Source organism: Brevibacterium sp. BRM-1 (assembly GCF_026802075.1).
Lineage (GTDB): Bacteria > Actinomycetota > Actinomycetes > Actinomycetales > Brevibacteriaceae > Brevibacterium > Brevibacterium rongguiense.
The window spans coordinates 834114-855975 of sequence record NZ_CP113788.1; the positions used below are offsets into that span (position 1 = coordinate 834114).

Consider the following 21862-nt stretch of genomic DNA (forward strand, 5'->3'; position numbering starts at 1 on the left):
CAGATGACATGGTTGTTGGGTTGGATGGCTGTTCGGTCCACTGCGTTCACCCGGAGAAGGTCCAGCTCGTGCTGGATGCCACGCTCCCGGCAGATGAGCTGGCGCGGGCGGCGAGCATGTTCAAGCTCCTCGGCGACCCGACCCGGGCGCGGTTGCTGTTCGCGCTTCTCGAGGCCGGTGAGCTGTGCGTGTGCGACCTGGCCGCCGCGACCGGTGTGCAGGAGGTGACGGTGTCGCAGTCGTTGCGGATGCTGCGCGCCTCCGCGGTGGTGACCGGTCGCCGGCAGGGCAGGTTGGTGTTCTACCGGCTCGCGGACGCCCACGTGCGGATGCTGCTGGACCTGACCAGGGAGCACATCGCCCACGACCAAGCAGCCGGCATCGCGTCAGCCCAGGCGATCCGGTGAGCGACGGACACGGCCACGGAAGCGCGGGCGGGGCGCATCGGTGGCGGCTGCGGTTGGCGTTCATCCTCGTCGCCGGCTACTTCGTCGTCGAGCTGGTGGCAGGTCTGCTGTCAGGGTCATTGGCGCTGCTCTCCGATGCCGGGCACATGGCCGCCGACGTGGTCGCGCTCGGTGCGGCGTTGGTGGCCACCCGGATCGCCTCTCGCCCGGACAGCACCGGTCGTCGCACGTTCGGGTCCTACCGTGCCGAGGTGTTCGCCTCCGGCCTGGCTGTCCTGTTGATGCTCGGGGTCTCGGTCTACATCGCGGTGGAGGCCATCGGGCGCATCGGCGCCACGGCGGAGATCGCCTCGGGGCCGATGCTGATCGTCGGCGGCATCGGCCTGGTGGTCAACATCATCGCCCTGCTGCTGTTGCGCGGCGGGGCCAGCGACAGCCTGAACGTCAAGGGCGCCTACCTCGAGGTCGTCGCCGACACCGTCGGCTCTGTTGGCGTCATCGTCGCCGGGGTCATGGTGGCCGCGACCGGAAACGCGTGGTGGGACACCGGCATCGCCTTGGCCATCGCCATCTTCGTCGCCGTCCGCGCGATCATCCTGGGCCGGGAGGTCCTCACGGTCCTGGGGCAGCACGCGCCCGCGGACATGGCACCGGACGACGTCGAAGCCGCCTTGGCAGCCGTCCCGGGTGTGAGCAACGTGCATGACCTGCACGTGTGGACCCTCACCTCGGGGATGAACGTGGCCACCGCCCACCTGATGACCAGTGAGGGCGCGGACGCGCACGCCGTCCTGGACAGCGCCCGAACGGTCATGCTCACCAGCTTCGGCGTCGAGCACGCCACCCTCCAGGTCGAACCCAACACCCACACCGGATGCAAGGAGGTCACCTGGTGACCACATGGACCGCCCTGACCACCCCCGAACGGCGCGCGACCCTGATGCGCCGCGCCCAGCTGCTCGCCGCTGCCTCCGTTGCCTACAACACCGTCGAGGCCGTCATCGCGATCACCGCCGGGAATATCGCCGGCTCCTCCGCGCTGGTCGGGTTCGGCCTGGACTCCCTGGTCGAGGTGTCCTCCGGGCTGGTGATCCTGTGGCAGTTCCGCCACCGCCTGCCAGAGAGCCGGGAACGCGCGGCGCAGCGCCTCATCGCCATCTCGTTCTTCGCCCTGGCCGCCTACCTCACCGTCGAGGCCGGGCACGCCCTGATCACCGGCGCCCGCCCTGACTCCAGCCCCGTCGGGATCGGCCTGGCCCTCGCCTCCCTGGCGGTGATGCCCTTCCTCAGCGTGTGGCAGCGCCGCACCGGTCGCGAGCTTGGCTCGGCCGCTGTCGAGGGCGACGGCACCCAGACCCTGCTGTGCACCTACCTGTCCGCGGTGCTGCTGGTCGGCCTGGTGCTCAACGCCACCCTCGGCTGGTTCTGGGCCGACCCGCTCGCTGCCCTGGTCATCGCGGCCGTCGCGGCCCGCGAGGGCTGGCAGAACTGGCAGGGTGACGACTGCTGCGCCCCGGCGGCGCTCTCTGCCATGGGGGCCGGTGCTGACACCGACACCACGACCTCAGCCTCGCAATGCGCCGCGGATGACTGCTGCACCACCTCGACGAGCGGCGTCGACCAGGCAGCGGACCGACAGGCGGCACCCACCCCCGTGACCCTCGCCCGGCGCGAGGACCACTCGTGAGCCGCCGCATGCCAGCCCAGATCCGTGCGGCGTTCGACGCCGAGCTGCGCCACGCCCGCACGGCCACCACGAGCGGGCAACGGTGGGCGGCGCTGGAACGGGCGCACATCCTGTCCCAACCCTGGGCCTGGCCGCACACCCGCGCCCACGCGGTCATGTTCGCTCTGGCGTGGAGCGAGCACGACCGCCGCGAAGCCGCCGGGCAGGTCCTGCGGCTGCTAGTCGCCGCACCCGGATCCGCGCTCGGGCGCTACCCCGAGGGCAACACCGGCCGCGCCACCGTCCCGCTGACCCAGCCGATGCCCGTCCCGCAAGATCTCGCCGAACTCCTCACCCACCGCTGACGCGGCTTCCTCCCACCCCGGGGAACCTGACCGGGCCCCCGACCCGTTCGCCCCACGAGCCCCCTGCCCTTCCTGACTTACCTGGAGCTGACCCCTGTGACACCCGTGAAACGCAACGCCCTCGTCTCCGCCGCCGTCGTCGCCCTGCTCGTGGCCTTCATCGCTGGAGCCCTGGCACTGTCACCCAAGAAGGCCGACCCCGCCGACGCCGCCGGTGCGGCCACCGGAGCCGGGGCGGGGACGGGCAAGCTGGTGCGCGACGACAGCCACCGGCTCGGAGCCGCAGGGACGGGCAAGGTGACGCTGGTCGAGTTCCTCGACTTCGAGTGCGAGTCCTGCCGTGCGGCCTACCCCGTCGTGGAGGAGCTGCGCACCACGTACGCCGGCAAGGTCGACTTCGTCGTGCGCTACTTCCCGATCCCCAGCCACGCCAACGCAGTCAACTCCGCTCTGGCTGTTGAGGCCGCTGCCCAGCAGGGCAAGTTCGAGGACATGTACAAGCGCATGTACGACACGCAGGAGACGTGGGGTGAGCAGCAGGACTCCAAGGCGTCCCTGTTCCGCGGGTTCGCCCAAGAACTCGGTTTGGACATGGCCGCCTACGACAAGGCCGTCGCCGCCAAGGCCACCCAGGAGCGGGTGGAACGGGACCGGCAGGACGGCCTCGACCTCGGCGTGGAAGGCACCCCCACGTTCTTCCTCAACGGCAAGAAGCTGCAGCCGTCCTCGGTCCAGGACTTCCGCGACCAGATCGACGCCGCCCTCAATGGCTGAACCGGCACCAGGCCGAGCAGACGCACCAGCAACGACCCAGCAGGACCGAATCGTGGGTCGGGGCACGGCTTGGGTCCTGACGCTCGCCAGCGTGGTCGGCTTGGTCGCCGCGTTCGTCCTGCTCCTCGAGAAGATCGCCCTGCTCACGGACCCGGCCTACGTGCCCTCCTGCAGCATCAACCCGGTGCTGTCCTGCGGGTCGGTCATGAACACCGACCAGGCCGCCGCGTTCGGGTTCCCCAACCCCATCCTCGGCGTCGCCGGGTTCACGGCCCTGCTGACCATCGGCGTGGTCCTGCTCACCCGGGCGGCACTGCCGGGATGGTTCTGGTGGGGCATCCAGGCCGGCACCACCCTCGGGGTCGTGTTCGTGCACTGGCTGATCCTCCAGAGCCTGTACCGCATCGGCGCCCTGTGCCCCTACTGCATGATCGTCTGGGTCGCGGCCATCACCGCGTTCGTCACGACCACCGCCCAGAACGTCAGAACCGGTCGGATTCCGTTCCCGGCGCGCCTTCGGCAGGTCGCGTCCTACAGTCCCAGCGTGATCACGGTATGGCTCGTGGTCATCGCCGCACTCATCGCTGTCCGGTTCTGGGACTACTGGGTGACGCTCGGCAGCTGAACGCTGCTCGCGGCCTTGGTCGCGATCCGACCGCCATGGTCGCCAGATGCCTCAGATCGGCACCTGGAAGCCCGACACGAGCTCGGCCTGGAGCCATCGGGTGAGGTCTTCCCAGACACCGGTGGGTAGCAGCACGCCCACGACGACGAGCAGCCCGCCCCCGACGAACTGGACGAGGCGATGGCGGTCGCGCACCCAACCCGACACGCGTGCGAAGCGTTCGATCCCGGCCGCCGCGAGGATGAACGGCACCCCCCAGTCCGAGGGCGTGACAAGCCATCACGCCCGTACCACCACCGGCCGGGGCCAGATCAAGCCGTCACCATGGGGCCACTGGGGGCCTGACCCTTGTTCGTGGACACGCTGATTCCAGCATTGGCTGGGGAAGCGAGATTATGAACCATGGCCAGAAAGAACTACTCCGAGGAGTTCCGCCGGCAGGCGGTCGACCTGTATGAGTCGACTCCGGGAGCGACGCTCCGCGGTATCGCGGAGGACCTCGGGATCGTCCGGGGAACGCTGCGGCAGTGGTTGGAGACTCACGGGACCGGGAAGAAAACGGCGGCTGACGGCACGCTGACAGACAGCCCGTTGCGGTCCGCGCCGACGGCTTCCACATCGGATCCTGATGAGCCGCTCGAGCAGCGCGTGGCACGGCTGGAGGCGGAGAACGCCCAGCTGAGAGCCGAGACGACGAAGCTCACCACAGAGCGGGAGATCCTCCAGAAGGCCGCGAAGTATTTCGCCGGGGAGACGCGCTGGTGAGTCGCTTCCAGTTCGTCGCCGAGAACTCCACCACCTACCCGGTGAAGCGACTGTGCGAGCTCGTCGAGATCGAGCGCTCCTCCTACTACGCCTGGCAGACAGGCACCCCAGCTCGGTCCGCGCGGGCCGCTTCCGATGGCGAGCTGCTCGAGCGGATCCGCATCATCCACGCGGAGGACGATGCCCAAGGCGTCCCGCGGATCACGGCCGAGCTCAACGACGGGGCCGCGCCCGAGGACCGCGTCAACCACAAGCGGGTCGCCCGCGTGATGCGGGAGGCCGGACTCAGCGGGTACGTCAAGAAGCGCAAGCACCGCACGACGGTGCCCGAACCGGCCGACCAGGTCGTTCCTGACCTGCTGAAACGGGATTTCACCGCCGAGGCGCCGAACCAGCGCTACGTCGGCGACATCACCTACCTGCCGCTGTCCGAGGCCAGTGGCGGCGGGAACCTATATCTGGCGACCGTGATCGACTGCTACAGCCGCCGTCTGGTGGGATGGGCCATCGCCGATCACATGCGCACCGACCTCGTCGCCGACGCGCTCAAGGCCGCCGCCGCGACCCGTGGATCTCTGGCAGGAGCGATCTTCCACAGCGACCACGGGTCGGTCTACACCTCCAAGGCCTACGCCGAGCTCTGCCAGCAACTCGGCGTCACCCAGTCGATGGGAGCCGTCGGCACCAGCGCCGACAACGCGATGGCAGAGTCATTCAACGCGACGCTGAAGCGCGAGGTTCTCCGGGACGCCGCGTGCTTCACCGACGAGCTGTCCTGCCGCCGCAAGATGTTCCGATGGCTGACCCGCTACAACACCAAGCGCCGCCATTCCTGGTGCCGCTACCTCTCCCCGAACGCCTACGAGCGCGCCTACACCGCTACGCTGGCGCTCGCAGCGTAAACAACCCCCGTGTCCACGAACCGGGGGTAGGCCCCCTTCGAGTTGACATAGTCAGCCTTCGGAGGAAAAGAACAACCCCGCAGCCGAATGGCTGCGGGGTTGTTGCTCTCTTGGGGCGTGGTCGGATCAGTCCTTGATCCATTTCCCAGAGCTGTCACGCGTCCAGTCGCCGGTGTCCGTCGAGGCGACCGAGACACTGCCGTCGGTCATGACGGCGAGGTTTGCCGTCGCGAAGTCCTTGTAGACCTCGTACGAGTCGCCGAGGGAGTTGCGGGTCCCGGGGTAGCTGAAGCCGAGTGTGATGTCAGCGTCGTCGTCCTGCGGTGAGGACGCGCAGTCGGCGACCTGAACGATCTGCGAACCGTCGTCGGCGGCGTAGATCCCTTCCTCTGGGTTCGTCTCATCGAGTTCGTCGAGCGTGGCGATCTCGCCCCGGTACAGCGTGGCGTGGGCGATCTTCTGCCCGTCGGTGCCGTCGCTCAGGTTCTCCACCTTGTTGTAGGAGTTCAGGAGCCCTTTCTTCGCGTCGTCGGAGACGAACTCGACGCTGATGTCCACGGCGCAGTATTCGGACGTTTGCAACGTGTGGGACGAGACGGTGAAGCTCTCGACCACGACGCTGCTGGCTTCCTTGCCTGCCGCCTGCTTGAGGTCGTCAGGAAGGACCACGGTGAGCTGCTCACCCTTGCCCACGGGCTCCATGCCGTTGAGCGGGAAGTCGTAGACCGTGGCCGACTGCGCCTGCGAGGGCTTGCCCTCGTTCGAGCCGGAACCGTTCGCGCCCTCTCCCGTGGGCGAGGACGAGCAGCCGGCCAGCATCAGCGCCGTGACGGCCGCTGCTGTGGTGAGGGCGGTGGGCAGGGTCTTGCGGCGTGGCATACGGGCTCTCTTTCTCGTCTCTGGTCTGGTGTTCCCCTCGAACAGGCACGGGTCTACCGGGTATCAGAATACCCTGGTAAAGGGCGGGAATCAGGCTGACTGTTGAAAGAGTGCCTAAAGATGAACGCCTCGATGCGGAGCGAGTCGACCTCCCCGTCCTCGCCCGCCCCCTCCAGGAGTACGTGGGACGCAACCTGCGCGCCTACCGCAAGCACAAGGGCATGACGCAAGAGACGGCAGCCGAGCTACTCGGCTTCGACGTCCGTTACCTCAGGCGCATCGAGACCGGGCAGATGAACCTCCAGCTCCAGACGATCGACCACATCGCCCGGACGCTGGAGGTCGACCCGCTGGAGTTCCTCACAGGCGGCCCCTGGGACGAGGACGGCGTCACGGACCAGAGCTGATCCCCAGCTCCTCGTCGCTGTCGTAGTACCCGAGCAGATCCCGCTGATCACGGATCAGCTCGACCGTCGCCCGGTGCAACGCCAGCAGGTCGTGCAGGCGCGCCTCCTCGTCAGAAAGCTCAGAGCAGCCCCGCCACCAGTTGAACGCCAGGGCATGACTGCACGCGCTTGACTCGGCACTCATGCTTCTCCCCTCCGTCGGTCTCGGATGGCATGCATGTCCACCACCACTGCGATCGACAGCGGTCCGTGCTCCGGGCAGTAGTAGACCCGGCTCACGCTCATGTCTTCTGCCACGATGAGCACCCGCTTGGCGATGCTCGGCATGTCGCATTGCACGCACACGCGCAGCTCCCACTGGTCATCAGTCATCAGGGCACCTCCTTCCAGTCACAGGTTGCGGAAGACGAACACGCCGCCTCCTGGCGCGTCCTCGACCGTGTAGTCGAACGCGAGGTCACGGGTCCACGCAGCCCAGTCGAAGTACCGAGCAACGTCTTCGGGAACTCCCGACAGGAGGCCTGTACCGTCGGCCAGCTCCTCCGCGTACTCGCGGAACGACTCCCACTCGCCGCAGTAGCGGTCCTCGAAGTCCGGGATGCTCGGCAGGTCGCCCGTGCCCTCAGCCACGTAGTCACCGCTCCTCACCCACGCGCACAACGCCTCGCGCTGGTGCTCCGGGACTGATGCCAGCGAGCTGCCCCACTGGGCGGCTTCGTACGGGCTCATCTCGCCGCGTACGGGCAGATTCTCGTGGTCGAAGCACCACAACTCCTCGCAACCGCCGCGGGTACCGCCCGCGCCCCGGTGCACGTCGGCCAGGGTGACCTCGGCCGCCTCGACGGCGTCGAACCACTCGCCGACGAGGCGTCCGGAGTTGTAGCAGTGCAGGCAGCCGACCCACACTCGGGGCGTGCTGTCCAAGGTGTTCGTAGCCATGGATCTCCTCCTCAGGTCGAGGAGAGCGGCGAACGCGACAGGCAGTCAGGCTCTGATGAAATGACGCGCTTACGCCGCGTCAACCGCTCTCACACCGACCCCCGGGCGCCGCTCCGCGGCGCGCCAGCTGCCTGGAGACCCTCCGATGCCCGTGGTGCTCGGTATCCTGAGATGGAGCTGAAAATTGCAAACGAAGGCGCGTTTCTCGCGCGAAGGAGTACGAACTATGGCGAGACGGGCCGCGAAGGCGAAGCCAGCGAAAACGCTCGAACAGACACTGTGGGATGCCGCTGACAAGCTCAGGGGCAACCAGGAGCCCAGCGAGTACAAGCACGTCGTGCTGGGCCTGGTGTTCCTCAAGTACGTCTCCGACCGGTTCGAGGAGCGCCGCGAGCAGCTCAAGGACGAGCTGGCCGCCGAGGGCATCAAGCCCGAGCGGATCGAGTCGTTCCTGGAGGATCGGGACGAGTACGCGAGTCAGAACGTCTTCTGGGTGCCATCCCTCGCTCGGTGGGGCTACGTGCAGTCGGTGGCCAAGCAGCCTGAGATCGGCCAGCAGATCGACCAGGCGATGGACCTCATCGAGAAGGAGAACCCCTCCCTGCGTGGTGTCCTCCCACGCAACTACGGCCGGGACGGGCTCGACAAACGCCGCCTCGGTGAGCTGGTAGATCTCATCGGGTCGATCGGCTTCACCGAGACCGACGATCACGGCGCAGACGATGTGCTCGGCCGCGTGTACGAGTACTTCCTGGGCCAGTTCGCGGGCAAAGAGACTGGCAAGGACGCCGGAGCGTTCTACACGCCACGCTCCGTCGTCCGGACGCTCGTGGAGATGCTGGAGCCCTACAAGGGTCGCGTCTACGACCCCGCCGCGGGCTCGGGCGGTATGTTCGCGCAGTCGGCTGAGTTCGTGAAGGCCCATGGAGGCAAGCGCACCGACATCTCGGTGTATGGCCAGGAGTTCACCGACACAACGTGGAAGCTCGCAAAGATGAACCTCGCGCTGCGGGGCATCGAAGCTGACATGGGCTCGCACTCGGCGGACTCGTTCACCGAGGATTTGCATCAGGATCTCCGCGCTGACTACGTGATCGCTAACCCGCCGTTCAACGTCTCTGACTGGTGGGATGCGAAGCTCGCCGACGACCCTCGGTGGAAGTACGGGACACCGCCGAAGGGCAACGCGAACTTCGCCTGGGTTCAGCACTTCATCCACCACCTCGCGCCCAACGGCACAGCGGGCTTCGTGCTCGCCAACGGGTCACTGTCTTCCAAGAGCAGTGGCGAGGGCGAGATCCGTCAGCGGCTCGTCGAGGCGGGCCTGGTCGACTGCATCGTAGCGATGTCAGACAAGCTGTTCTTCAACACAGGCATCCCCGTGTCGCTGTGGTTCGTGTCCAAGGGTCGTGACGGCAATGGTCACCGTGCACGCAAAGGGGAGGTGCTGTTTATCGACGCCCGCAAGCTCGGAGCTATGCAGTCGCGACGACTGCGCGTGCTATCGGACGACGACATTGCGCAGATCGCGGACACCTACCACGAGTGGCGTAACCACGAAGGCGACTATGAGGACGTCCCCGGTTTCGCAAAGTCGGTCTCAGTCGAGGAGATCGCGAAGCACGACTTCGTACTCACGCCAGGTCGCTACGTCGGCGCTGCGGAGGCGGAGGTCGGTGACGAACTGATCGACGAGAAGATCGATCGCCTCACGAAGGAACTGTTCGTGGAGTTCGAGCGCGGGCGGGAACTGGAAGACGAGGTTCGGCAGCGAGTAGGGGCGTTGAAGTCGTGATAGAGGTTCCTTACCGCCCGTTAGGCCAATTAGTAATCAACCTCGATCGGAAACGCGTGCCCGTCAAAGCTTCAGACAGGCGGCGGGGTCCCTACCCCTACTACGGCGCGAGTGGGGTTGTGGATTTCGTCGACTCATACCTATTTGAGGGCCTTCACCTACTCGTAGCGGAGGATGGCGAGAATCTCCGGAGCCGCAGGACTCCTGTCTCTTTCCTGGCCGACGGCAGATTCTGGGTAAATAATCACGCTCATGTGCTTCAGGGCAATAGCGAGAATGACACGAGGTTCTTGTCTTACGCCCTCGAGGCAGCCGACATTTCGGGCTATATCACTGGCTCCGCACAGCCCAAACTGAGCCAGGCCTCCCTGTCCGCCGTAGAGGTACCGGCCCCTCCGCTGAGGACTCAACAGGCCATCGCTGCGACGCTCGGAGCGCTTGACAACAAGATCGCCTCGAACCTGCGGTTGGCTGCACTAATCTCCGATTTACTCGACTCATACTCAGAGCAACGCAGAGAAACACTTCCAACGGTCCCATTGGGCCACATCGCGACCCCAGTCAAGGAGTCGCTGAACCCCTCGAATCTCGGCAACACCCAGGTCGACCATCTCAGCCTTCCTGCGTTCGACAGGGACGCCAGGCCCGAGAGAGTCGCAGCATCGTCGATTATGAGCAATAAACTCAAGGTGCCGAAGCGGGCAATTCTTCTTTCGCGGCTCAACCCAAGGTTCAATCGTACGTGGTGGGTCTCCGCCCTCTCGGAGCTCCCGGCGCTGGCGTCTACCGAGTTCCTCGTATTGACCGCCGAGGACGAACTGCGGCTAGCCGCAGTATGGCTAGCACTTCGTGATCCCTTCTTCCGCGGTGAGATGCCTAAGCGCGTGACCGGCACGTCGGGTAGTCATCAGAGAGTCAAGCCCGACGACGTGTTGGCGATCGAAGTCCCCGACTTTACGAGTGCACCGACAGTGCTGAAAGAGTCGGCGCTCGCAATGCTAAAGCGCTCGGAAAGCCTACGTGCAGAGTCAGCCCGACTTTCCGCTCTCCGTGATGCACTCTTGCCCGAACTGCTCTCTGGCCGTCTACGTGCTCCGGTGGGGACAAAATGAGTCCATCGAGCCTTAGCGGGGCTGATCTCCGCATCGTTGAACAAGTCCTCGACATGGGGGGTGGCTACGTGCTCGATTTCAGCAATCGTACTTTCGCGGAGTTCTTTGCTGACCTCGATGTCGAGATCGAGCCGGAAGAGACAGGTCTCTCGAAAGCCAAGCGCTTACGCGCTTTCCTCCGTTCTGCGTCAACGGCGGAATGTGCGCGTGTTCTCCATGCACTTCTCGAGTATAGAGGCGAGCAAGACGGAGACGACCAACGTGCCTCGATCGACAAGTATCGCGGAATCGTGTCGCGACTGGAAGGCGTCGCCGTTCCGCTGAGTGCTGCGCCAGTCGCACCGAACATTCTTACGCTGGCGTATGTCCGAGAACTGTCCGGCAAGGCGGAGCGTCGTCTCGCAGCCGCAGACCTCGAAGGGGCGATCACCGTGTCGCGCACCTTGGTTGAGGCGGTGCTGGAACAGCTGGAGGTTCGTTTGACAGGCCAGAGCGGGAACTATGCCGGTGACCTCCAGCGACAGTACAAGGCGGTCGCGAAGATTCTTCGGATCGACGACAAGGACGACCAGGTCGACGAAGGGTTCAAGCAGATCGCACGCGGCCTGGTCCAGATCGTCAACGGTCTGGCAGCGATCCGGAACATGGCGAGTGACGGGCATGCGCGTCATGTGCAGCCACAGGATCGACATGCCCGAGTGGCGGTGAACTCGGCGAAGACTGTCGCGAGCTTCCTGGTCGAGGTATACCTAGCAAAACGCGGCGCACCGACGTCGGTTGCCGCAACGAGGAGCGAGCCATGAGCAGCTTCAACGAGAACGTCATCGAGCAGGCCGCTCTGGAGTACTTCGCCGAGCTGGGCTACCGACGTGTGCACGGACCTGAGATCGCGCCGGGAGAGCCTGGCGCTGAGCGGGAGTCGTACGAGGACGTCGTGCTGTGGGGGCGTGTGCGGGACGCGCTTCGGCAGATCAACCCTGATACGGACGCCGCGCTGATCGCAGAGGCTTTGAAGACAGTGCAGCGTGCCGAGTCACAGAGCCCTATTGACGAGAACGCTCGCCTGCACAAGCTCATCACGGAGGGCGTACCGGTTGAGCATCGCGGGGATGATGGTCTGCTGCGAACGACGCGTTTGTGGCTTGTGGACTTCGACGAGCCGGAGAACAACGACTGGGTGGCTGTCAACCAGTTCACGATCGTTGAGAACGGCAAGAACCGCCGCCCTGACGTGCTCGTGATGGTCAACGGGCTCCCGCTCGCGCTGCTGGAGCTAAAGAACCCGGCCGCTGAGCACGCGACGCTGAAGTCGGCGTGGAACCAGGTGCAGACCTACCGCCATGACATCCCGTCGGTGTTCGTGCCCAACGCAGTCACGGTGATCTCTGACGGCACGTCGGCGGCGATGAGCAGTTACTCGGGCGCATTCGAGCACTACGCGCCGTGGAAGACGATCGAGGGGCGCGAGGTTGTCAGCAGCCTTCCGGCGCTTGAAGTGCTCATTAAGGGGGTCTTCGAGCCGAAGCGGTTCCTGGATCTGCTGAAGAACTTCGTGGTGTTCAGCGACGAGACAGTCACCGACAAGTCGACGGGGCAGCCGACGCGGGCGCTCGTGAAGCGTGTGGCCAAGTACCACCAGTACTGGGCGGTCAACGCTGCCGTCGAGTCCACGGTGCAAGCGTCAAGCCCTGATGGCGACCGTCGCGGCGGCGTGGTGTGGCACACCCAGGGCTCCGGTAAGAGCTTCGAGATGGTGTTCTACGCCGCGAAGATCATGCGCGACCCGCGCATGGCGAACCCGACGCTGGTGTTCATCACTGATCGCAACGATCTCGACGATCAACTGTTCGGCGAGACATTCGCCCCGGCCCGCATTCTTCCTGAGACGCCGGTGCAGGCGGCAACGCGCTCGGATCTGCGAGCGAAACTGAAGCGCGCGTCGGGTGGGATCGTGTTCACCACCTTGCAGAAGTTCGCGCCGGGCGAGGACGGGGACACGAACCCCGTGCTCACTGACCGTCGGAACGTCATCGTGATCGCCGACGAGGCGCACAGGAGCCAGTACGGCTTCAGCGAGACGCTTGACAGGCAGGGACGTCTCAAGTCCGGGCTGGCCAAGCACATGCGCGACGCGCTCCCCGGCGCAACCTACCTTGGTTTCACCGGCACCCCGATCGAGTCGAACGACAAGTCCACCCGGGCTGTGTTCGGCGACTACGTCGATGTGTACGACCTCACAAGAGCCGTGGAGGATGGCGCGACTGTCCGGATCTTCTACGAGTCCAGGCTGGCAAAGATCGAGCTGTCGGAAGCTGACTTGGGAGCCCTCGACGACCTCGCCGACGAGATCACCGAGTCCGTCGAGGAAGACACAGCAACAGCTGCGAAGTCACGTTGGTCGCGGCTGGAGGCGGTCGTCGGAGCGGAGGCACGACTTGACCTCGTAGCTCGTGACATCGTGGAGCACTGGGAGAAGCGGCGCGAGTCGCTGTTCGGCAAGGGCATGATCGTCACCATGAGCCGCCGCATCGCGGTGCGGCTCTACGAGAAGATCGTGGCCCTGCGGCCGGATTGGCACTCAGATGATCCTGCCCAGGGCAAGATCAAGGTCGTCATGACCGGGTCCGCGTCTGATCCTGCTGAGTTCCAACCGCACATCCACTCGAAAGACGTGCGCAAGGACCTCAAGCTGCGGGCGAAGAACGCGGACGACCCGCTGGAACTGGTCATTGTTCGCGATATGTGGTTGACGGGTTTCGATGCCCCGTCGATGCACACGATGTACGTCGACAAGACCATGCAGGGCGCAGGGCTCATGCAGGCCATCGCTCGGGTCAACAGGACGTTCCGCGACAAGCCTGGCGGGCTGATCGTCGACTACATCGGAGTGTTCGCGAACCTCCAGAACGCGTTGAGCGAGTACTCGCCGTCCGACCGCGATCAGGCTGGCGTGCCCATCGACGAGATGGTCCAGGTGATGCTGGAGAAGCACGACATCGTGTGCGGGCTCCTTCACGGCGTCCAGTTTGACTCTTCCCCGGAGCTGACAGCCTCGCAGCGGTTGAACGAGTACGCGAAGGTCCTCGACTTCGTCATGGCGGACCCAGACCGGACCTCGCGATTCAATGACCAGGTCCTGGCTCTGGCGAAGGCGTTCGCGCTGGCGGGCGCGCGCGACGAGGCAGCCGCGGTCCGGAACGATGTCCGACTGTTCACGGACGTCCGAGCAGCGATTCTGAAGATCCAGAACCCCGACTCCGGCCGAGGCGGTTCGGGCGCGGTCGAGATCGACACCGCGCTCGGTCAACTTCTCAACGAGGCGGTCACTGCTGATCAGGTCGTGGACGTGTACAAGCTCGCCGGGATCGAGACGCCTGAGATCTCGATCCTCAGCGATGAGTTCCTCGATTCGCTTGCGGAGAAGGACAAGCCAAACCTTCAGATGGGGCTGCTGCGGCGTCTCCTGAACGACCAGATCCGTACGGTGCAGCGAACGAACGTCGTCCAGGGGCGCAAGTACTCGGAGATGCTCGATGAGGCCGTGAACCGCTATACGAACCGTTCGTTGACGACCGCTGAAATCATCGCCGAGCTGGTGAAGCTCGCGAAGCAGATGCGCGACGCTCAGAAGCGGCACGAGGAGCTCGGGCTGCGCGAAGACGAGGTCGCTTTCTATGACGCCGTCGTTCAGAACGACGCTGCGGTCTTGGAGCTCGGTGACGAGACGCTCAAGCAGATCGCGCAGGAGCTGGTGAAGTCGGTCCGTCAGTCGGCAACCATCGACTGGAACCTCAAGGAGTCCGTGCTGGCCGCGATGCGATCGAAGGTGCGACGCATCCTCGCGAAGTACGACTATCCGCCTGACGCAGAGGCCAAAGCGATCGAGCTTGTGCTGGAACAAGCAGAAGCGTTCGCAGGCGGAGTGTCAGAGCGGGGGGTGCGCTGATGTCGATCAACGCGATGCAGGGCTATTCAACCCGTAATGCCGCTCGGGGCGTGCCTCGCGCTCTTCCTTTACACACGTCATCGAGGAGGAATCCATGGGCCGTCGCGTCCTGACCGTATCGGAGCTGACGTTCCACCAGAAGCGGAAGCACAACGCGGCCAGCTTCGCGCCCGCCGACCTCGGTGGTGAAGACCTTCTGGACCTCTTCGCGACCTGGACGAAGGGCTTGAGTACGTCCGACACGCACGATGAGAGACGACAGACTTGGGTCAGCGTTGCGGAGGTGACGCGTTACGCGCCTCGGGTGGTTCTGCTCGATCTGCGGGTTGGTGCGTATGGAGAGCCTGGGGAAGTTGTCGACACCGATACCGGCGACCCTGTCGGAGAGATCGAGAACCACCAGGCACCCACGGGGCAGAACCGGGCGATGCTGTTCGTTCCTGCCGAAGGAGAGAGAGCTTATTTCCTCTCCGAAGAGTCGTCGCGCGGCTCCGCGGGAGGCCGGATACTCCGCCTGTTCAAGTCCCACTTCAGCCAGTACACCGATCAGATCACCATGGTCACTGCCCCGGTCACCGAGGGCGAGGCGTGGCGAGAGGCAGCCAAGCTCACAGAGGTCGAGGTGCGCGTTACTGGCAAAAGCGCGGACGTCGCCGACGGCTTGACGGTCAAGGTAGGCCGGGTGTCGCACGTCGCGCGGCCAGAGAGGCGCGGGTTCTTTCCGGGCAAGCTCCTCGGGGAACTGCACCACGCAAGCGTCGTGGCCGAGGTGGTTGCAGTCGACGAGTTACCCGAGGACCACGACGTCTTCGTGACGATGGTGAGGGACGGGCGGACCAAGAAGTTCCAATTGGGCTCAGAGGGGGCACCTGCGATCCGCGAGGTGCTCAACGACTCCAACGAGGAGGCCCTCGACGTCGACAAGCTGGTGGAGAGATGCACCGAGACGGTACGCGACCTGCTAGCACGGGCCGGCGGTGAGTGGAACTCAGCATGGAGCAGCCCGTCGCAGCAAGGAGCGTGACGAGATGGGCAAAGCGTCTCTGTGGAGCGTGCCCGCCGATCACTTCCGCACGCTCTATGACAACCGCACGGGCCGTCCCGACTGGTGGGCGATCGCCTGGCAGGCATTCCTCCCTCTAGGCGCTGGCGTGGCCGTCTGGAAGCTCGGCGCGAAGATGTCCGAGGTCGGTGCTGCCGTGTCGGGCATCTCGATCGTGGCCGGGCTGCTCTTCGCCATGGCCGTGTTCCTGTTCCAGCTGCGCGTCACTTTGGGCACGGACAAGAGGCTCGGTGAGGACGACTACGTGCTCGTGGACGAGTGCATGGCGAACACGCTGTGGGCCATTCTTTGGGGTCTCGCCCTGGCGCTCTTCCTCATCGTCGGTGGTGCCGGGAAGTGGATTGGGGACGACCAAATAGGGCCGGTCCTGACGGGTATAGCCGTCGCTGCGACGGTGCACTTCCTCCTCGTGATCGGTATGTGCCTCAAGCGGCTGCGCCGAGCATACAAACGCATCGCGATGCGTCGAAACTGACGCACCGCGCTCCGCCATGCGTGGCCGTCTCCTGCGCTGGCAGGCGCACACCGTTTCTAGAGTTCTCCGCGCGTAATCCGCACTCTGTACGCCCTCGACATGAAGGGTCCAACGAGGACCTCTCCGACGATCTCGATGACGCCTGCCACCTGCAATGCAGCAGCGAATCCGCGGTGCTCCGACCAGTCCTTCACGAAGACCTCATGGGGACCTGGCACATAGCCGTACCCAGAGAGATCGACGGAGAGAACCTCATCCTCGCCCGTTTCGGCGTCGACCTGAGCGAGTGCCGCCTGAGCAGGATCGTGGTCGATGGAGCCGGTCATCGTGAAGTGCGGATAGTGCACGGTCACGCTCTCGTTGATGGTCTTCCAAGTCATGGCGGTACCTCCAGGTTGTTCTGAGCTGTCAGCTCGACTCCCGGGTCGCCGCAGGCGGCCACCGACCAGCAACTACCTCAAGTCCTCGAACGGGTCGATGACGGTGTGCACACCGTGGGTGGGACAGCTGAAGGCGATGCGCATGCCTGCATCGGTCGGCACGGGTTCCGGCTCGCAGTCACCACCGCACTCGGCGCACGTCCGGTACGCCTCGTCCTCGTGCCCGAACGTTTCATCCACTCCTGCGCTCTCCTCTCACACCTCGCGCCTGTGGAGTGTCTCGGCCCGCGCGGTTGCGCACGAACCAGTTCTCATCTCACACGATCGGCTCTTCATCCGAGGCTACGCAAGCACCGGGGCACTGCCTAGGATTACGCACCTCTCTTTGTAGTAGTCTCACCGGAGACGGCGGTGATGTGGGCCAGGGAGACGGTCTTCATGTCCGCATCGAGGCCCTCGCCGACGCCGCTCGTATCGCCCACGACGAGGCCCGGCAGCAGGGCGGCGCCCTCCGTCGCGGTGCCAGCGGCCTGGCGCAGGTAGGCGCGCAGCCCGGCCCGCAGCCGCCACGCCGGCCCCGGGGGCACGCGGACCTCCGGAGCGCCGCTGAGGAACGCAACGAGCTCCGGGCCGCTGCGCCGCAGCTGCGCGCGCACCCGGACGCGGCTGCCGGCGGGCGGCAGCGCGGTGCGGCTGAGCAGGCTCACAGTCCCGGCCCCGCCCCTCGCCTGCGCGCGTACGAGGCCGCTGGGGCCGGTGTGCGGATCGGAGACGATGAGCAGCTCGCCGTCGAAGTCCCCCGCCGCCGCCTGCCCGCGCGCGGTGACGACGCCCACCCCTCCGGCGGCCAGTGCCGCGAACAGGAGCGCGGCGGCAGCCACCCTGCCTGCCGAGTCTCGCCCCGGCAGGCGTCCGGTTCGTCCCACCGGGCCATGGGCTCGTCCCGCGCCGCGGGTCAGTCCCGCCGGGCCGGCCGCTCGTGCCGGCTGGTCACCGGCTCGCACAGGTTGGCCGCCGGCTCGCCCAGGTTGGCCGCCGGCACGATCCGCCGGGCCCGCGGTTCGACCGGTGGGAACCGCGGGACGGCCGGGCGCCGAGCGGGCCCGCAGCAGCACCGCAAGCGCCGCGAGGGCGGCGGCTCCGGCGCCGGCGATGACCCACCCGGCAGGCACCGGTGCAAGGGCGGCCGCCCATGCCGCCGCTGTGGCCGCGGCCAGGCGCACGGTCGCGGCGCGCTCGAGGAGCACCCGCCGGGCCGCGCCCAGCGCCGCACCTCGAACGCCGACCCGCCCGCCGCGCCCACCCCGTGGCCCACCGGTCCGGCTGTGGTCTGGCCTGCCGCGATCCGGCCGCCCGTGGCCTGGCCCGCTGCCATCGCGCCGCCCACCGCCTCGGCGCCGGCCCCGGCGCCGAGGCGGGTCAGACCGTGACGAGGGGGCGCAGCTTCTCGAGCGTGGCATCGCCGATGCCCGGCACGTCCGTGAGCGCGTCGACCGAGGCGAACGCCCCGTGCTCCTCCCTGTACCCGATGATCGCCTGTGCGGTCGCCGGGCCGACGCCCGGCAGCGCGTCGAGCCCGGTTTCGTCGGCGGTGTTGATGTTCACCGGTGCGCCCGCGGAGCCTCCCCCGGACCCGCCTGAGCCCCCGCCGGAGTTCCCGCCTGTGCCCTCACCGGAGCCCCCGGGAGCCGTGGCCGCGGGGGCGGACTGGGCAAGCGCCTCCCCCTTCTTCGGCACCACGATCTGCTCCCCGTCGACGACCCTGCGGGCGAGGTTGACGCGGGCCTCGTCGGCGGCCGGCTGCGCGCCGCCCGCTGCCGTGATCGCGTCGGCCACGCGGGAGCCGGTGGGCAGCCGGACGACACCGGGCCGGCGCACCGCGCCCACGACGTGCACGGACGCCTCCGCGGCGGCGGTCCCTGCGTTCCCCGCCCCGCTCAGCTCGCCGGATCCGCCCGCCTGCCCGCCGGCGGCATCGCTGACCAGCGGCGCCGCCGTGTCCTCGGCGGCCGGGGCCCGCGGCCGGGTGAGCAGGAAGAACGCGAGGGCCGCCGCCACCGCCAGCACGCTGACCACCACGATGATCGTGCGCCGCGGCACGGGCCGCGTGCGCGGCAGGAGGTCGTCGAGGTCGTCGACGTCATCGTCGTCGGCGGGGCTCCAGCCGCGGGCGGCGCTGCGGTCGAGGAGGCCTGCGAAGCGGTCATCGGGTGAGGGCGCCATGGAGCGCACGCTAGGCAACCGGGGAACCGGCTGGGGCGGGGCGCCGGGCCTGGGGACGGCCGAGCGGCGGCGCCCAGGCCCCGCGCGCACGCGCGGCGGGGGCTGTGACCCCGCGCGGCTAGGGGGCGGTCTGGACGAACGCGCCCACCGTGCCCGGCCCCACGTGGGCCGTGACGACGGTGGAGATCGCCGCGCTGCTCACGCGGGTGCCCTCCGGCAGCGGGAGCGCGCTGACCTGCTCGTGCAGGCGGGCGAACGGGGCACCGGCGGCGGCCGCGGTCTCCTCGGCGTGCAGGAGCACGATCTCGATCCCGCGGCCGGGGTAGCGGTCGGCGAACTCCTGCGCGCTGGCCAGCAGCAGCGCGGCCATCCGCTCCTCGGCCCGGGCCCGGGTGCGCACCCGGGCCAGCGGGACCACCGCCCCGTCCCGCAGGCCGAGGACGGGCACGATCGACAGCGCCCTGCCGATGAGCGAGGAGGCGGCGCCGATCCGCCCGCCGCGGCGCAGGTACTCGAGGCTGGCCGGGACGAAGAACGCGCGGGTCTCCTCGGAGCACCAGTCGGCGACCTCGGCCGCGAGCTGGTCCGGCTCGAGCTGCGCGCCGGCCGCGGCGATCGCGACGGCCCCGGCAAGGCCCGCGGAGATCGTGCGCGAGTCGATGACGGCGATCGTCGCATCGCCCTCGGCCATGACCTCGTCCGCCGCGGCGCGCGCCGCCTGCCAGGTGCCGGAGAGCTCCGCGGACAGCGTGAGGACGATGAGGGCCTCCGCGCCGTCGGCGATGAGGCGCCGGTAGGCGTCCGCGAAGTCGCCTGCAGCGGGCATCGACGTCGTCACGGGCAGCCCCGCCGCCATCGCGGTGCAGACATCGGCGGGCGACCACTGCGAATCGGGGCGCTCCGCACCGTCGACGGAGACCGTGAGCTCGACAATGTCGAAGTGCCCGGCGAGCTCGTCGCGCAGCCGCTGCGCCTCCGCCGGGCCCAGCCGCGCGGTGGAGTCGGTGACGAGGCCGATCCTCATGGCCGCCCCAGCGCGCGATAGGTCCAGCCGGCCGAGCGCCAGCGGTGCGGGTCGAGGGCGTTGCGCCCGTCCACCACGACCCGCCGCGCGACGGCGGCGCCGGCGTCCTGTGGATCGAGGTCGCGGTACTCGGCCCACTCGGTGAGCAGCAGGACGAGGTCGGCTCCGGTGAGCGCCTCGGCCGCGGTCGTCGCGTAGTCCAGCTCGGGGGCCACGCGCCGGGCGTTGTCGAGCGCCTGCGGATCGGCGACGCGGACCTGGGCGCCCTCGCGCGCGAGCATCCGGGCGACATCGAGCGCCGGGGAGTCGCGCACATCGTCCGAGTTGGGCTTGAACGAGGCTCCGAGCACCGCGATCCGGCGCCCGGCGACGCTGCCGTCGAGCTCCTGGCGGGCGAGGTCGACCGTGCGCTCGCGCCGGCGCAGGTTGATCGCGTCGACCTCGCGGAGGAAGCCCACGGCCTGGTCCGCGCCGAGCTCGTCGGCACGGGCCATGAACGCGCGGATGTCCTTGGGCAGGCAGCCGCCCCCGAAGCCCAGGCCGGCGTTGAGGAAGGCGCGGCCGATCCGCTCGTCCATCCCGAGTGCCTCGGCGAGGACCGTGACATCGGCACCGGAGGCCTCGCACAGCTCGGCCATCGCGTTGATGAAGGAGATTTTCGTGGCCAGGAAGGAGTTCGCGGCGGTCTTGACGAGCTCGGCCGTCGCGTAGTCGGCGGTCAGCCGGGAGATGCCCGCCTCCAGGCCGTCCGCGTAGACCTCGTCGAGCTTGGCGGCCGCGCGCTGGCCCGCCTTGCCCGCGGGAACGCCGTAGACGAACCGCGAGGGCCGCAGGGTGTCCTCGACCGCGTGGCCCTCGCGCAGGAACTCCGGGTTCCAGGCGAGTTCGGCCCCGCGCTCGCGGATGGCCGGCGCCAGCCGTTCGGCCGTGCCCACGGGCACGGTGGACTTGCCCACCACGAGATCGCCGGTGTCGAGCTGCGGGAGCAGCGAGTCGACCGCGGCATCGACGAACGCCATGTCCGCCCCCAGCCCGTTCCGCGCCTGCGGGGTGCCCACGCACACGAAGTGGACGGAGGCCGCGCGCGCGGCGCCGATGTCCGTGGTGAAGGCCAGCCGACCGGACTCCTGGCCGGCGCTCAGCAGCTCCGGCAGGCCCGGCTCGAAGAACGGCGGGCGGTACTGCGCGAGCGCGGCGATGCGCTCGGCGTCGACATCGACCCCGATGACGTCGTGGCCGATCGACGCCATGGCCGCGGCGTGGACGGCCCCGAGGTAGCCGCACCCGATGACGGAGATGACTGTCATGGCGTTCCGCTCACTCCCTACGAGTCGACGGCCGGCCGCACGGTGCGAACTGGTCGGCACGACCAGCATAGATGTTCGGGACCGTGCGGCGATTGACTAGGCTTGTGGGCGTGAAGCGTTTTGCAGACTTCCTCGTCAACTCGATCGCGGCCTCGGTGCTCGTCGTCGTCATCGCCGCCTCGATCATCCTCTTCCTCATCCCGCCGCTGCACCCAGCGGCGTGGCTCATCGGCCTCCTCGGCTCGCTGGCCGCGGCCGTGTGCGCGGTGCTGCTCGCCCGCCAGTGGGCCCGTGCGCAGGCGCGCATCGACCGGCTGAACGAGGAGCTCGCGGCCGCGTGGGGCCACGTGGAGCCGGTCGCCCTCACCGCGGTCGAGGCCGACGACGGCGGCGCCGATGCCCGGCGCGCGGCGCGCATCGGCGAGCTGCTGCCGCAGGGTGAGGGGCTCGTCGCCGATCTGCGCGTGGCCGGCGGCCCCGGCTCGCTGCGGGCGGCCGACCTCCAGGCCCTCGCCGCGTTCCTGCGCGAGTTCGAGCGCGAGAGCTTCGACGACCGCGCCTGCCACCGGGCCTTCATGGACCTCTACCGCAGCGCGGAGCGGCTGAGCTCGTGGGTGCGCGCGGAGACGGACGAGGCGCAGGCCGGGGCGCGCGCGATGCGCTCGGGCGATGCCCGGCGCGGCGGCTGGCGCGAGTTCGGCCAGGCCCAGGCGGCCGGCGAGGAGGCCGCTGGCCGGCTCGTCGCCGCCCGCGCGGACTTCCAGCGCGCGGCCCTGGAGTCCGGCGCGCTGCGCTGAGCACCGCGGCC

Annotated in this window: 26 protein-coding genes; 15 read left to right on the plus strand and 11 right to left on the minus strand. The window is 67.8% G+C overall.

Going from position 1 to position 21862, the window contains the following annotated elements:
* The first annotated feature begins 8 nt into the window (after positions 1 to 8).
* The 6 genes from BRM1_RS03675 to BRM1_RS03700 all read left to right on the plus strand — a co-directional run bounded on the left by BRM1_RS03675 (position 9) and on the right by BRM1_RS03700 (position 3837).
* Positions 9 to 407: an ArsR/SmtB family transcription factor gene (locus tag BRM1_RS03675; RefSeq protein ID WP_154594515.1), complete on the plus strand. Its 399-nt coding sequence runs from the start codon at positions 9 to 11 to the stop codon at positions 405 to 407.
* Positions 404 to 1303: a cation diffusion facilitator family transporter gene (locus BRM1_RS03680; protein ID WP_029212089.1), complete on the plus strand. Its 900-nt coding sequence runs from the start codon at positions 404 to 406 to the stop codon at positions 1301 to 1303. Before BRM1_RS03675 ends, BRM1_RS03680 begins: the two co-directional genes overlap by 4 nt.
* On the plus strand, positions 1300 to 2094 hold the full coding sequence (locus BRM1_RS03685) for a cation diffusion facilitator family transporter (RefSeq protein WP_311966736.1): 795 nt from the start codon (positions 1300 to 1302) through the stop codon (positions 2092 to 2094). The genes BRM1_RS03680 and BRM1_RS03685 overlap by 4 nt, the downstream gene beginning before the upstream one ends.
* Entirely contained in the window at positions 2091 to 2438 is a 348-nt protein-coding gene (locus tag BRM1_RS03690; protein ID WP_240483987.1) for a DUF3703 domain-containing protein, read from the plus strand. Before BRM1_RS03685 ends, BRM1_RS03690 begins: the two co-directional genes overlap by 4 nt.
* A gap of 96 nt (positions 2439 to 2534) precedes the next feature.
* Positions 2535 to 3212 carry a DsbA family protein gene (locus tag BRM1_RS03695; RefSeq protein ID WP_029212092.1) on the plus strand — a complete coding sequence of 226 codons (678 nt, stop codon included), beginning with the start codon at positions 2535 to 2537 and terminating at the stop codon, positions 3210 to 3212.
* The gene (locus BRM1_RS03700; RefSeq protein ID WP_029212093.1) at positions 3205 to 3837 is read left to right on the plus strand and encodes a vitamin K epoxide reductase family protein; all 633 of its coding nucleotides are present in this window, start codon (positions 3205 to 3207) and stop codon (positions 3835 to 3837) included. Before BRM1_RS03695 ends, BRM1_RS03700 begins: the two co-directional genes overlap by 8 nt.
* A 51-nt stretch (positions 3838 to 3888) precedes the next feature.
* On the opposite strand, the gene BRM1_RS03705 is transcribed toward BRM1_RS03700, so the two are convergent.
* The gene (locus tag BRM1_RS03705; RefSeq protein ID WP_029212094.1) at positions 3889 to 4089 is read right to left on the minus strand and encodes a hypothetical protein; all 201 of its coding nucleotides are present in this window, start codon (positions 4087 to 4089) and stop codon (positions 3889 to 3891) included.
* Positions 4090 to 4239: 150 nt separating this feature from the next.
* On the opposite strand from BRM1_RS03705, the gene BRM1_RS03710 reads away from it, so the two are divergent.
* Positions 4240 to 5504, plus strand: a protein-coding gene (locus tag BRM1_RS03710) for an IS3 family transposase (RefSeq protein WP_442864339.1) whose coding sequence is annotated in 2 segments (ribosomal slippage) — positions 4240 to 4582 and positions 4582 to 5504 — 1266 coding nt in all. Because the reading frame shifts where the segments join, the coding sequence is not laid out codon by codon here.
* A 126-nt stretch (positions 5505 to 5630) separates the two neighbouring features.
* Here BRM1_RS03710 and BRM1_RS03715 read toward each other — a convergent pair.
* The gene (locus BRM1_RS03715; RefSeq protein WP_268528348.1) at positions 5631 to 6383 is read right to left on the minus strand and encodes a hypothetical protein; all 753 of its coding nucleotides are present in this window, start codon (positions 6381 to 6383) and stop codon (positions 5631 to 5633) included.
* Positions 6384 to 6493: 110 nt separating this feature from the next.
* Between BRM1_RS03715 and BRM1_RS03720 the strand changes: the two genes are divergently transcribed.
* Positions 6494 to 6790 carry a helix-turn-helix domain-containing protein gene (locus tag BRM1_RS03720; protein WP_268528351.1) on the plus strand — a complete coding sequence of 99 codons (297 nt, stop codon included), beginning with the start codon at positions 6494 to 6496 and terminating at the stop codon, positions 6788 to 6790.
* Here BRM1_RS03720 and BRM1_RS03725 read toward each other — a convergent pair.
* Genes BRM1_RS03725 through BRM1_RS03735 form a run of 3 tightly spaced genes read right to left on the minus strand, consistent with a single transcriptional unit; the run spans position 6774 to position 7729 of the window.
* Entirely contained in the window at positions 6774 to 6974 is a 201-nt protein-coding gene (locus tag BRM1_RS03725; protein WP_268528354.1) for a hypothetical protein, read from the minus strand. The two genes, BRM1_RS03720 and BRM1_RS03725, sit on opposite strands and share 17 nt — an antisense overlap.
* Positions 6971 to 7162 (minus strand): hypothetical protein, encoded by a 192-nt coding sequence (locus BRM1_RS03730; protein WP_268528357.1) that lies wholly within the window; start codon positions 7160 to 7162, stop codon positions 6971 to 6973. Before BRM1_RS03730 ends, BRM1_RS03725 begins: the two co-directional genes overlap by 4 nt.
* Before the next feature lie 18 nt (positions 7163 to 7180).
* Complete coding sequence (locus BRM1_RS03735) at positions 7181 to 7729, minus strand: antirestriction protein ArdA (protein ID WP_268528359.1); 549 nt, start codon at positions 7727 to 7729, stop codon at positions 7181 to 7183.
* Between the two features lie 226 nt (positions 7730 to 7955).
* Here BRM1_RS03735 and BRM1_RS03740 point away from each other — a divergent pair, with 226 nt between their 5' ends.
* From BRM1_RS03740 to BRM1_RS03765, 6 genes are all read left to right on the plus strand, one after another.
* Positions 7956 to 9524: a class I SAM-dependent DNA methyltransferase gene (locus tag BRM1_RS03740; protein ID WP_268528362.1), complete on the plus strand. Its 1569-nt coding sequence runs from the start codon at positions 7956 to 7958 to the stop codon at positions 9522 to 9524.
* Between the two features lie 56 nt (positions 9525 to 9580).
* Entirely contained in the window at positions 9581 to 10636 is a 1056-nt protein-coding gene (locus tag BRM1_RS03745) for a restriction endonuclease subunit S (RefSeq protein ID WP_268528370.1), read from the plus strand.
* 68 nt (positions 10637 to 10704) lie between these two features.
* Positions 10705 to 11439, plus strand: a complete 735-nt coding sequence (locus BRM1_RS03750; RefSeq protein WP_268528372.1) for an abortive infection family protein — start codon at positions 10705 to 10707, stop codon at positions 11437 to 11439.
* Positions 11436 to 14582 (plus strand): type I restriction endonuclease subunit R, encoded by a 3147-nt coding sequence (locus BRM1_RS03755; RefSeq protein ID WP_268528374.1) that lies wholly within the window; start codon positions 11436 to 11438, stop codon positions 14580 to 14582. Before BRM1_RS03750 ends, BRM1_RS03755 begins: the two co-directional genes overlap by 4 nt.
* 94 nt (positions 14583 to 14676) lie before the next feature.
* Positions 14677 to 15606: a hypothetical protein gene (locus tag BRM1_RS03760; RefSeq protein WP_268528377.1), complete on the plus strand. Its 930-nt coding sequence runs from the start codon at positions 14677 to 14679 to the stop codon at positions 15604 to 15606.
* A 4-nt stretch (positions 15607 to 15610) separates the two neighbouring features.
* The gene (locus tag BRM1_RS03765) at positions 15611 to 16120 is read left to right on the plus strand and encodes a hypothetical protein (RefSeq protein WP_268528380.1); all 510 of its coding nucleotides are present in this window, start codon (positions 15611 to 15613) and stop codon (positions 16118 to 16120) included.
* Positions 16121 to 16176: 56 nt separating this feature from the next.
* Here the strand turns inward: BRM1_RS03765 and BRM1_RS03770 are convergent, their stop codons facing one another.
* The 6 genes from BRM1_RS03770 to BRM1_RS03795 form a co-directional block, all read right to left on the minus strand.
* The gene (locus BRM1_RS03770) at positions 16177 to 16500 is read right to left on the minus strand and encodes a hypothetical protein (RefSeq protein WP_268528383.1); all 324 of its coding nucleotides are present in this window, start codon (positions 16498 to 16500) and stop codon (positions 16177 to 16179) included.
* Between the two features lie 72 nt (positions 16501 to 16572).
* Positions 16573 to 16740 carry a hypothetical protein gene (locus tag BRM1_RS03775; RefSeq protein ID WP_268528385.1) on the minus strand — a complete coding sequence of 56 codons (168 nt, stop codon included), beginning with the start codon at positions 16738 to 16740 and terminating at the stop codon, positions 16573 to 16575.
* A 131-nt stretch (positions 16741 to 16871) separates the two neighbouring features.
* Positions 16872 to 17381: a hypothetical protein gene (locus BRM1_RS03780; protein ID WP_268528388.1), complete on the minus strand. Its 510-nt coding sequence runs from the start codon at positions 17379 to 17381 to the stop codon at positions 16872 to 16874.
* Between the two features lie 538 nt (positions 17382 to 17919).
* A complete protein-coding gene (locus tag BRM1_RS03785; RefSeq protein ID WP_160953936.1) occupies positions 17920 to 18723 on the minus strand; it encodes a helix-hairpin-helix domain-containing protein in 804 nt (267 codons plus the stop codon).
* Positions 18724 to 18841: 118 nt separating this feature from the next.
* The gene (locus BRM1_RS03790) at positions 18842 to 19747 is read right to left on the minus strand and encodes a DegV family protein (protein WP_268528392.1); all 906 of its coding nucleotides are present in this window, start codon (positions 19745 to 19747) and stop codon (positions 18842 to 18844) included.
* Positions 19744 to 21054 carry a UDP-glucose dehydrogenase family protein gene (locus BRM1_RS03795; protein ID WP_268528394.1) on the minus strand — a complete coding sequence of 437 codons (1311 nt, stop codon included), beginning with the start codon at positions 21052 to 21054 and terminating at the stop codon, positions 19744 to 19746. The genes BRM1_RS03790 and BRM1_RS03795 overlap by 4 nt, the downstream gene beginning before the upstream one ends.
* A gap of 110 nt (positions 21055 to 21164) precedes the next feature.
* Here BRM1_RS03795 and BRM1_RS03800 point away from each other — a divergent pair, with 110 nt between their 5' ends.
* Positions 21165 to 21851 carry a hypothetical protein gene (locus tag BRM1_RS03800; protein WP_160953933.1) on the plus strand — a complete coding sequence of 229 codons (687 nt, stop codon included), beginning with the start codon at positions 21165 to 21167 and terminating at the stop codon, positions 21849 to 21851.
* Positions 21852 to 21862 lie beyond the last annotated feature (11 nt).

Coding starts and splice junctions, on each gene's coding strand:
- BRM1_RS03730 (WP_268528357.1), bottom strand. CDS start 7,162: ATGACTGATGACCAGTGGGAGCTGCGCGTGTGCGTGCAATGCGACATG.
- BRM1_RS03725 (WP_268528354.1), bottom strand. CDS start 6,974: ATGAGTGCCGAGTCAAGCGCGTGCAGTCATGCCCTGGCGTTCAACTGG.
- BRM1_RS03740 (WP_268528362.1), top strand. CDS start 7,956: ATGGCGAGACGGGCCGCGAAGGCGAAGCCAGCGAAAACGCTCGAACAG.
- BRM1_RS03790 (WP_268528392.1), bottom strand. CDS start 19,747: ATGAGGATCGGCCTCGTCACCGACTCCACCGCGCGGCTGGGCCCGGCG.
- BRM1_RS03765 (WP_268528380.1), top strand. CDS start 15,611: ATGGGCAAAGCGTCTCTGTGGAGCGTGCCCGCCGATCACTTCCGCACG.
- BRM1_RS03735 (WP_268528359.1), bottom strand. CDS start 7,729: ATGGCTACGAACACCTTGGACAGCACGCCCCGAGTGTGGGTCGGCTGC.
- BRM1_RS03700 (WP_029212093.1), top strand. CDS start 3,205: ATGGCTGAACCGGCACCAGGCCGAGCAGACGCACCAGCAACGACCCAG.
- BRM1_RS03760 (WP_268528377.1), top strand. CDS start 14,677: ATGGGCCGTCGCGTCCTGACCGTATCGGAGCTGACGTTCCACCAGAAG.
- BRM1_RS03785 (WP_160953936.1), bottom strand. CDS start 18,723: ATGGCGCCCTCACCCGATGACCGCTTCGCAGGCCTCCTCGACCGCAGC.
- BRM1_RS03715 (WP_268528348.1), bottom strand. CDS start 6,383: ATGCCACGCCGCAAGACCCTGCCCACCGCCCTCACCACAGCAGCGGCC.
- BRM1_RS03675 (WP_154594515.1), top strand. CDS start 9: ATGGTTGTTGGGTTGGATGGCTGTTCGGTCCACTGCGTTCACCCGGAG.
- BRM1_RS03770 (WP_268528383.1), bottom strand. CDS start 16,500: ATGACTTGGAAGACCATCAACGAGAGCGTGACCGTGCACTATCCGCAC.
- BRM1_RS03755 (WP_268528374.1), top strand. CDS start 11,436: ATGAGCAGCTTCAACGAGAACGTCATCGAGCAGGCCGCTCTGGAGTAC.
- BRM1_RS03795 (WP_268528394.1), bottom strand. CDS start 21,054: ATGACAGTCATCTCCGTCATCGGGTGCGGCTACCTCGGGGCCGTCCAC.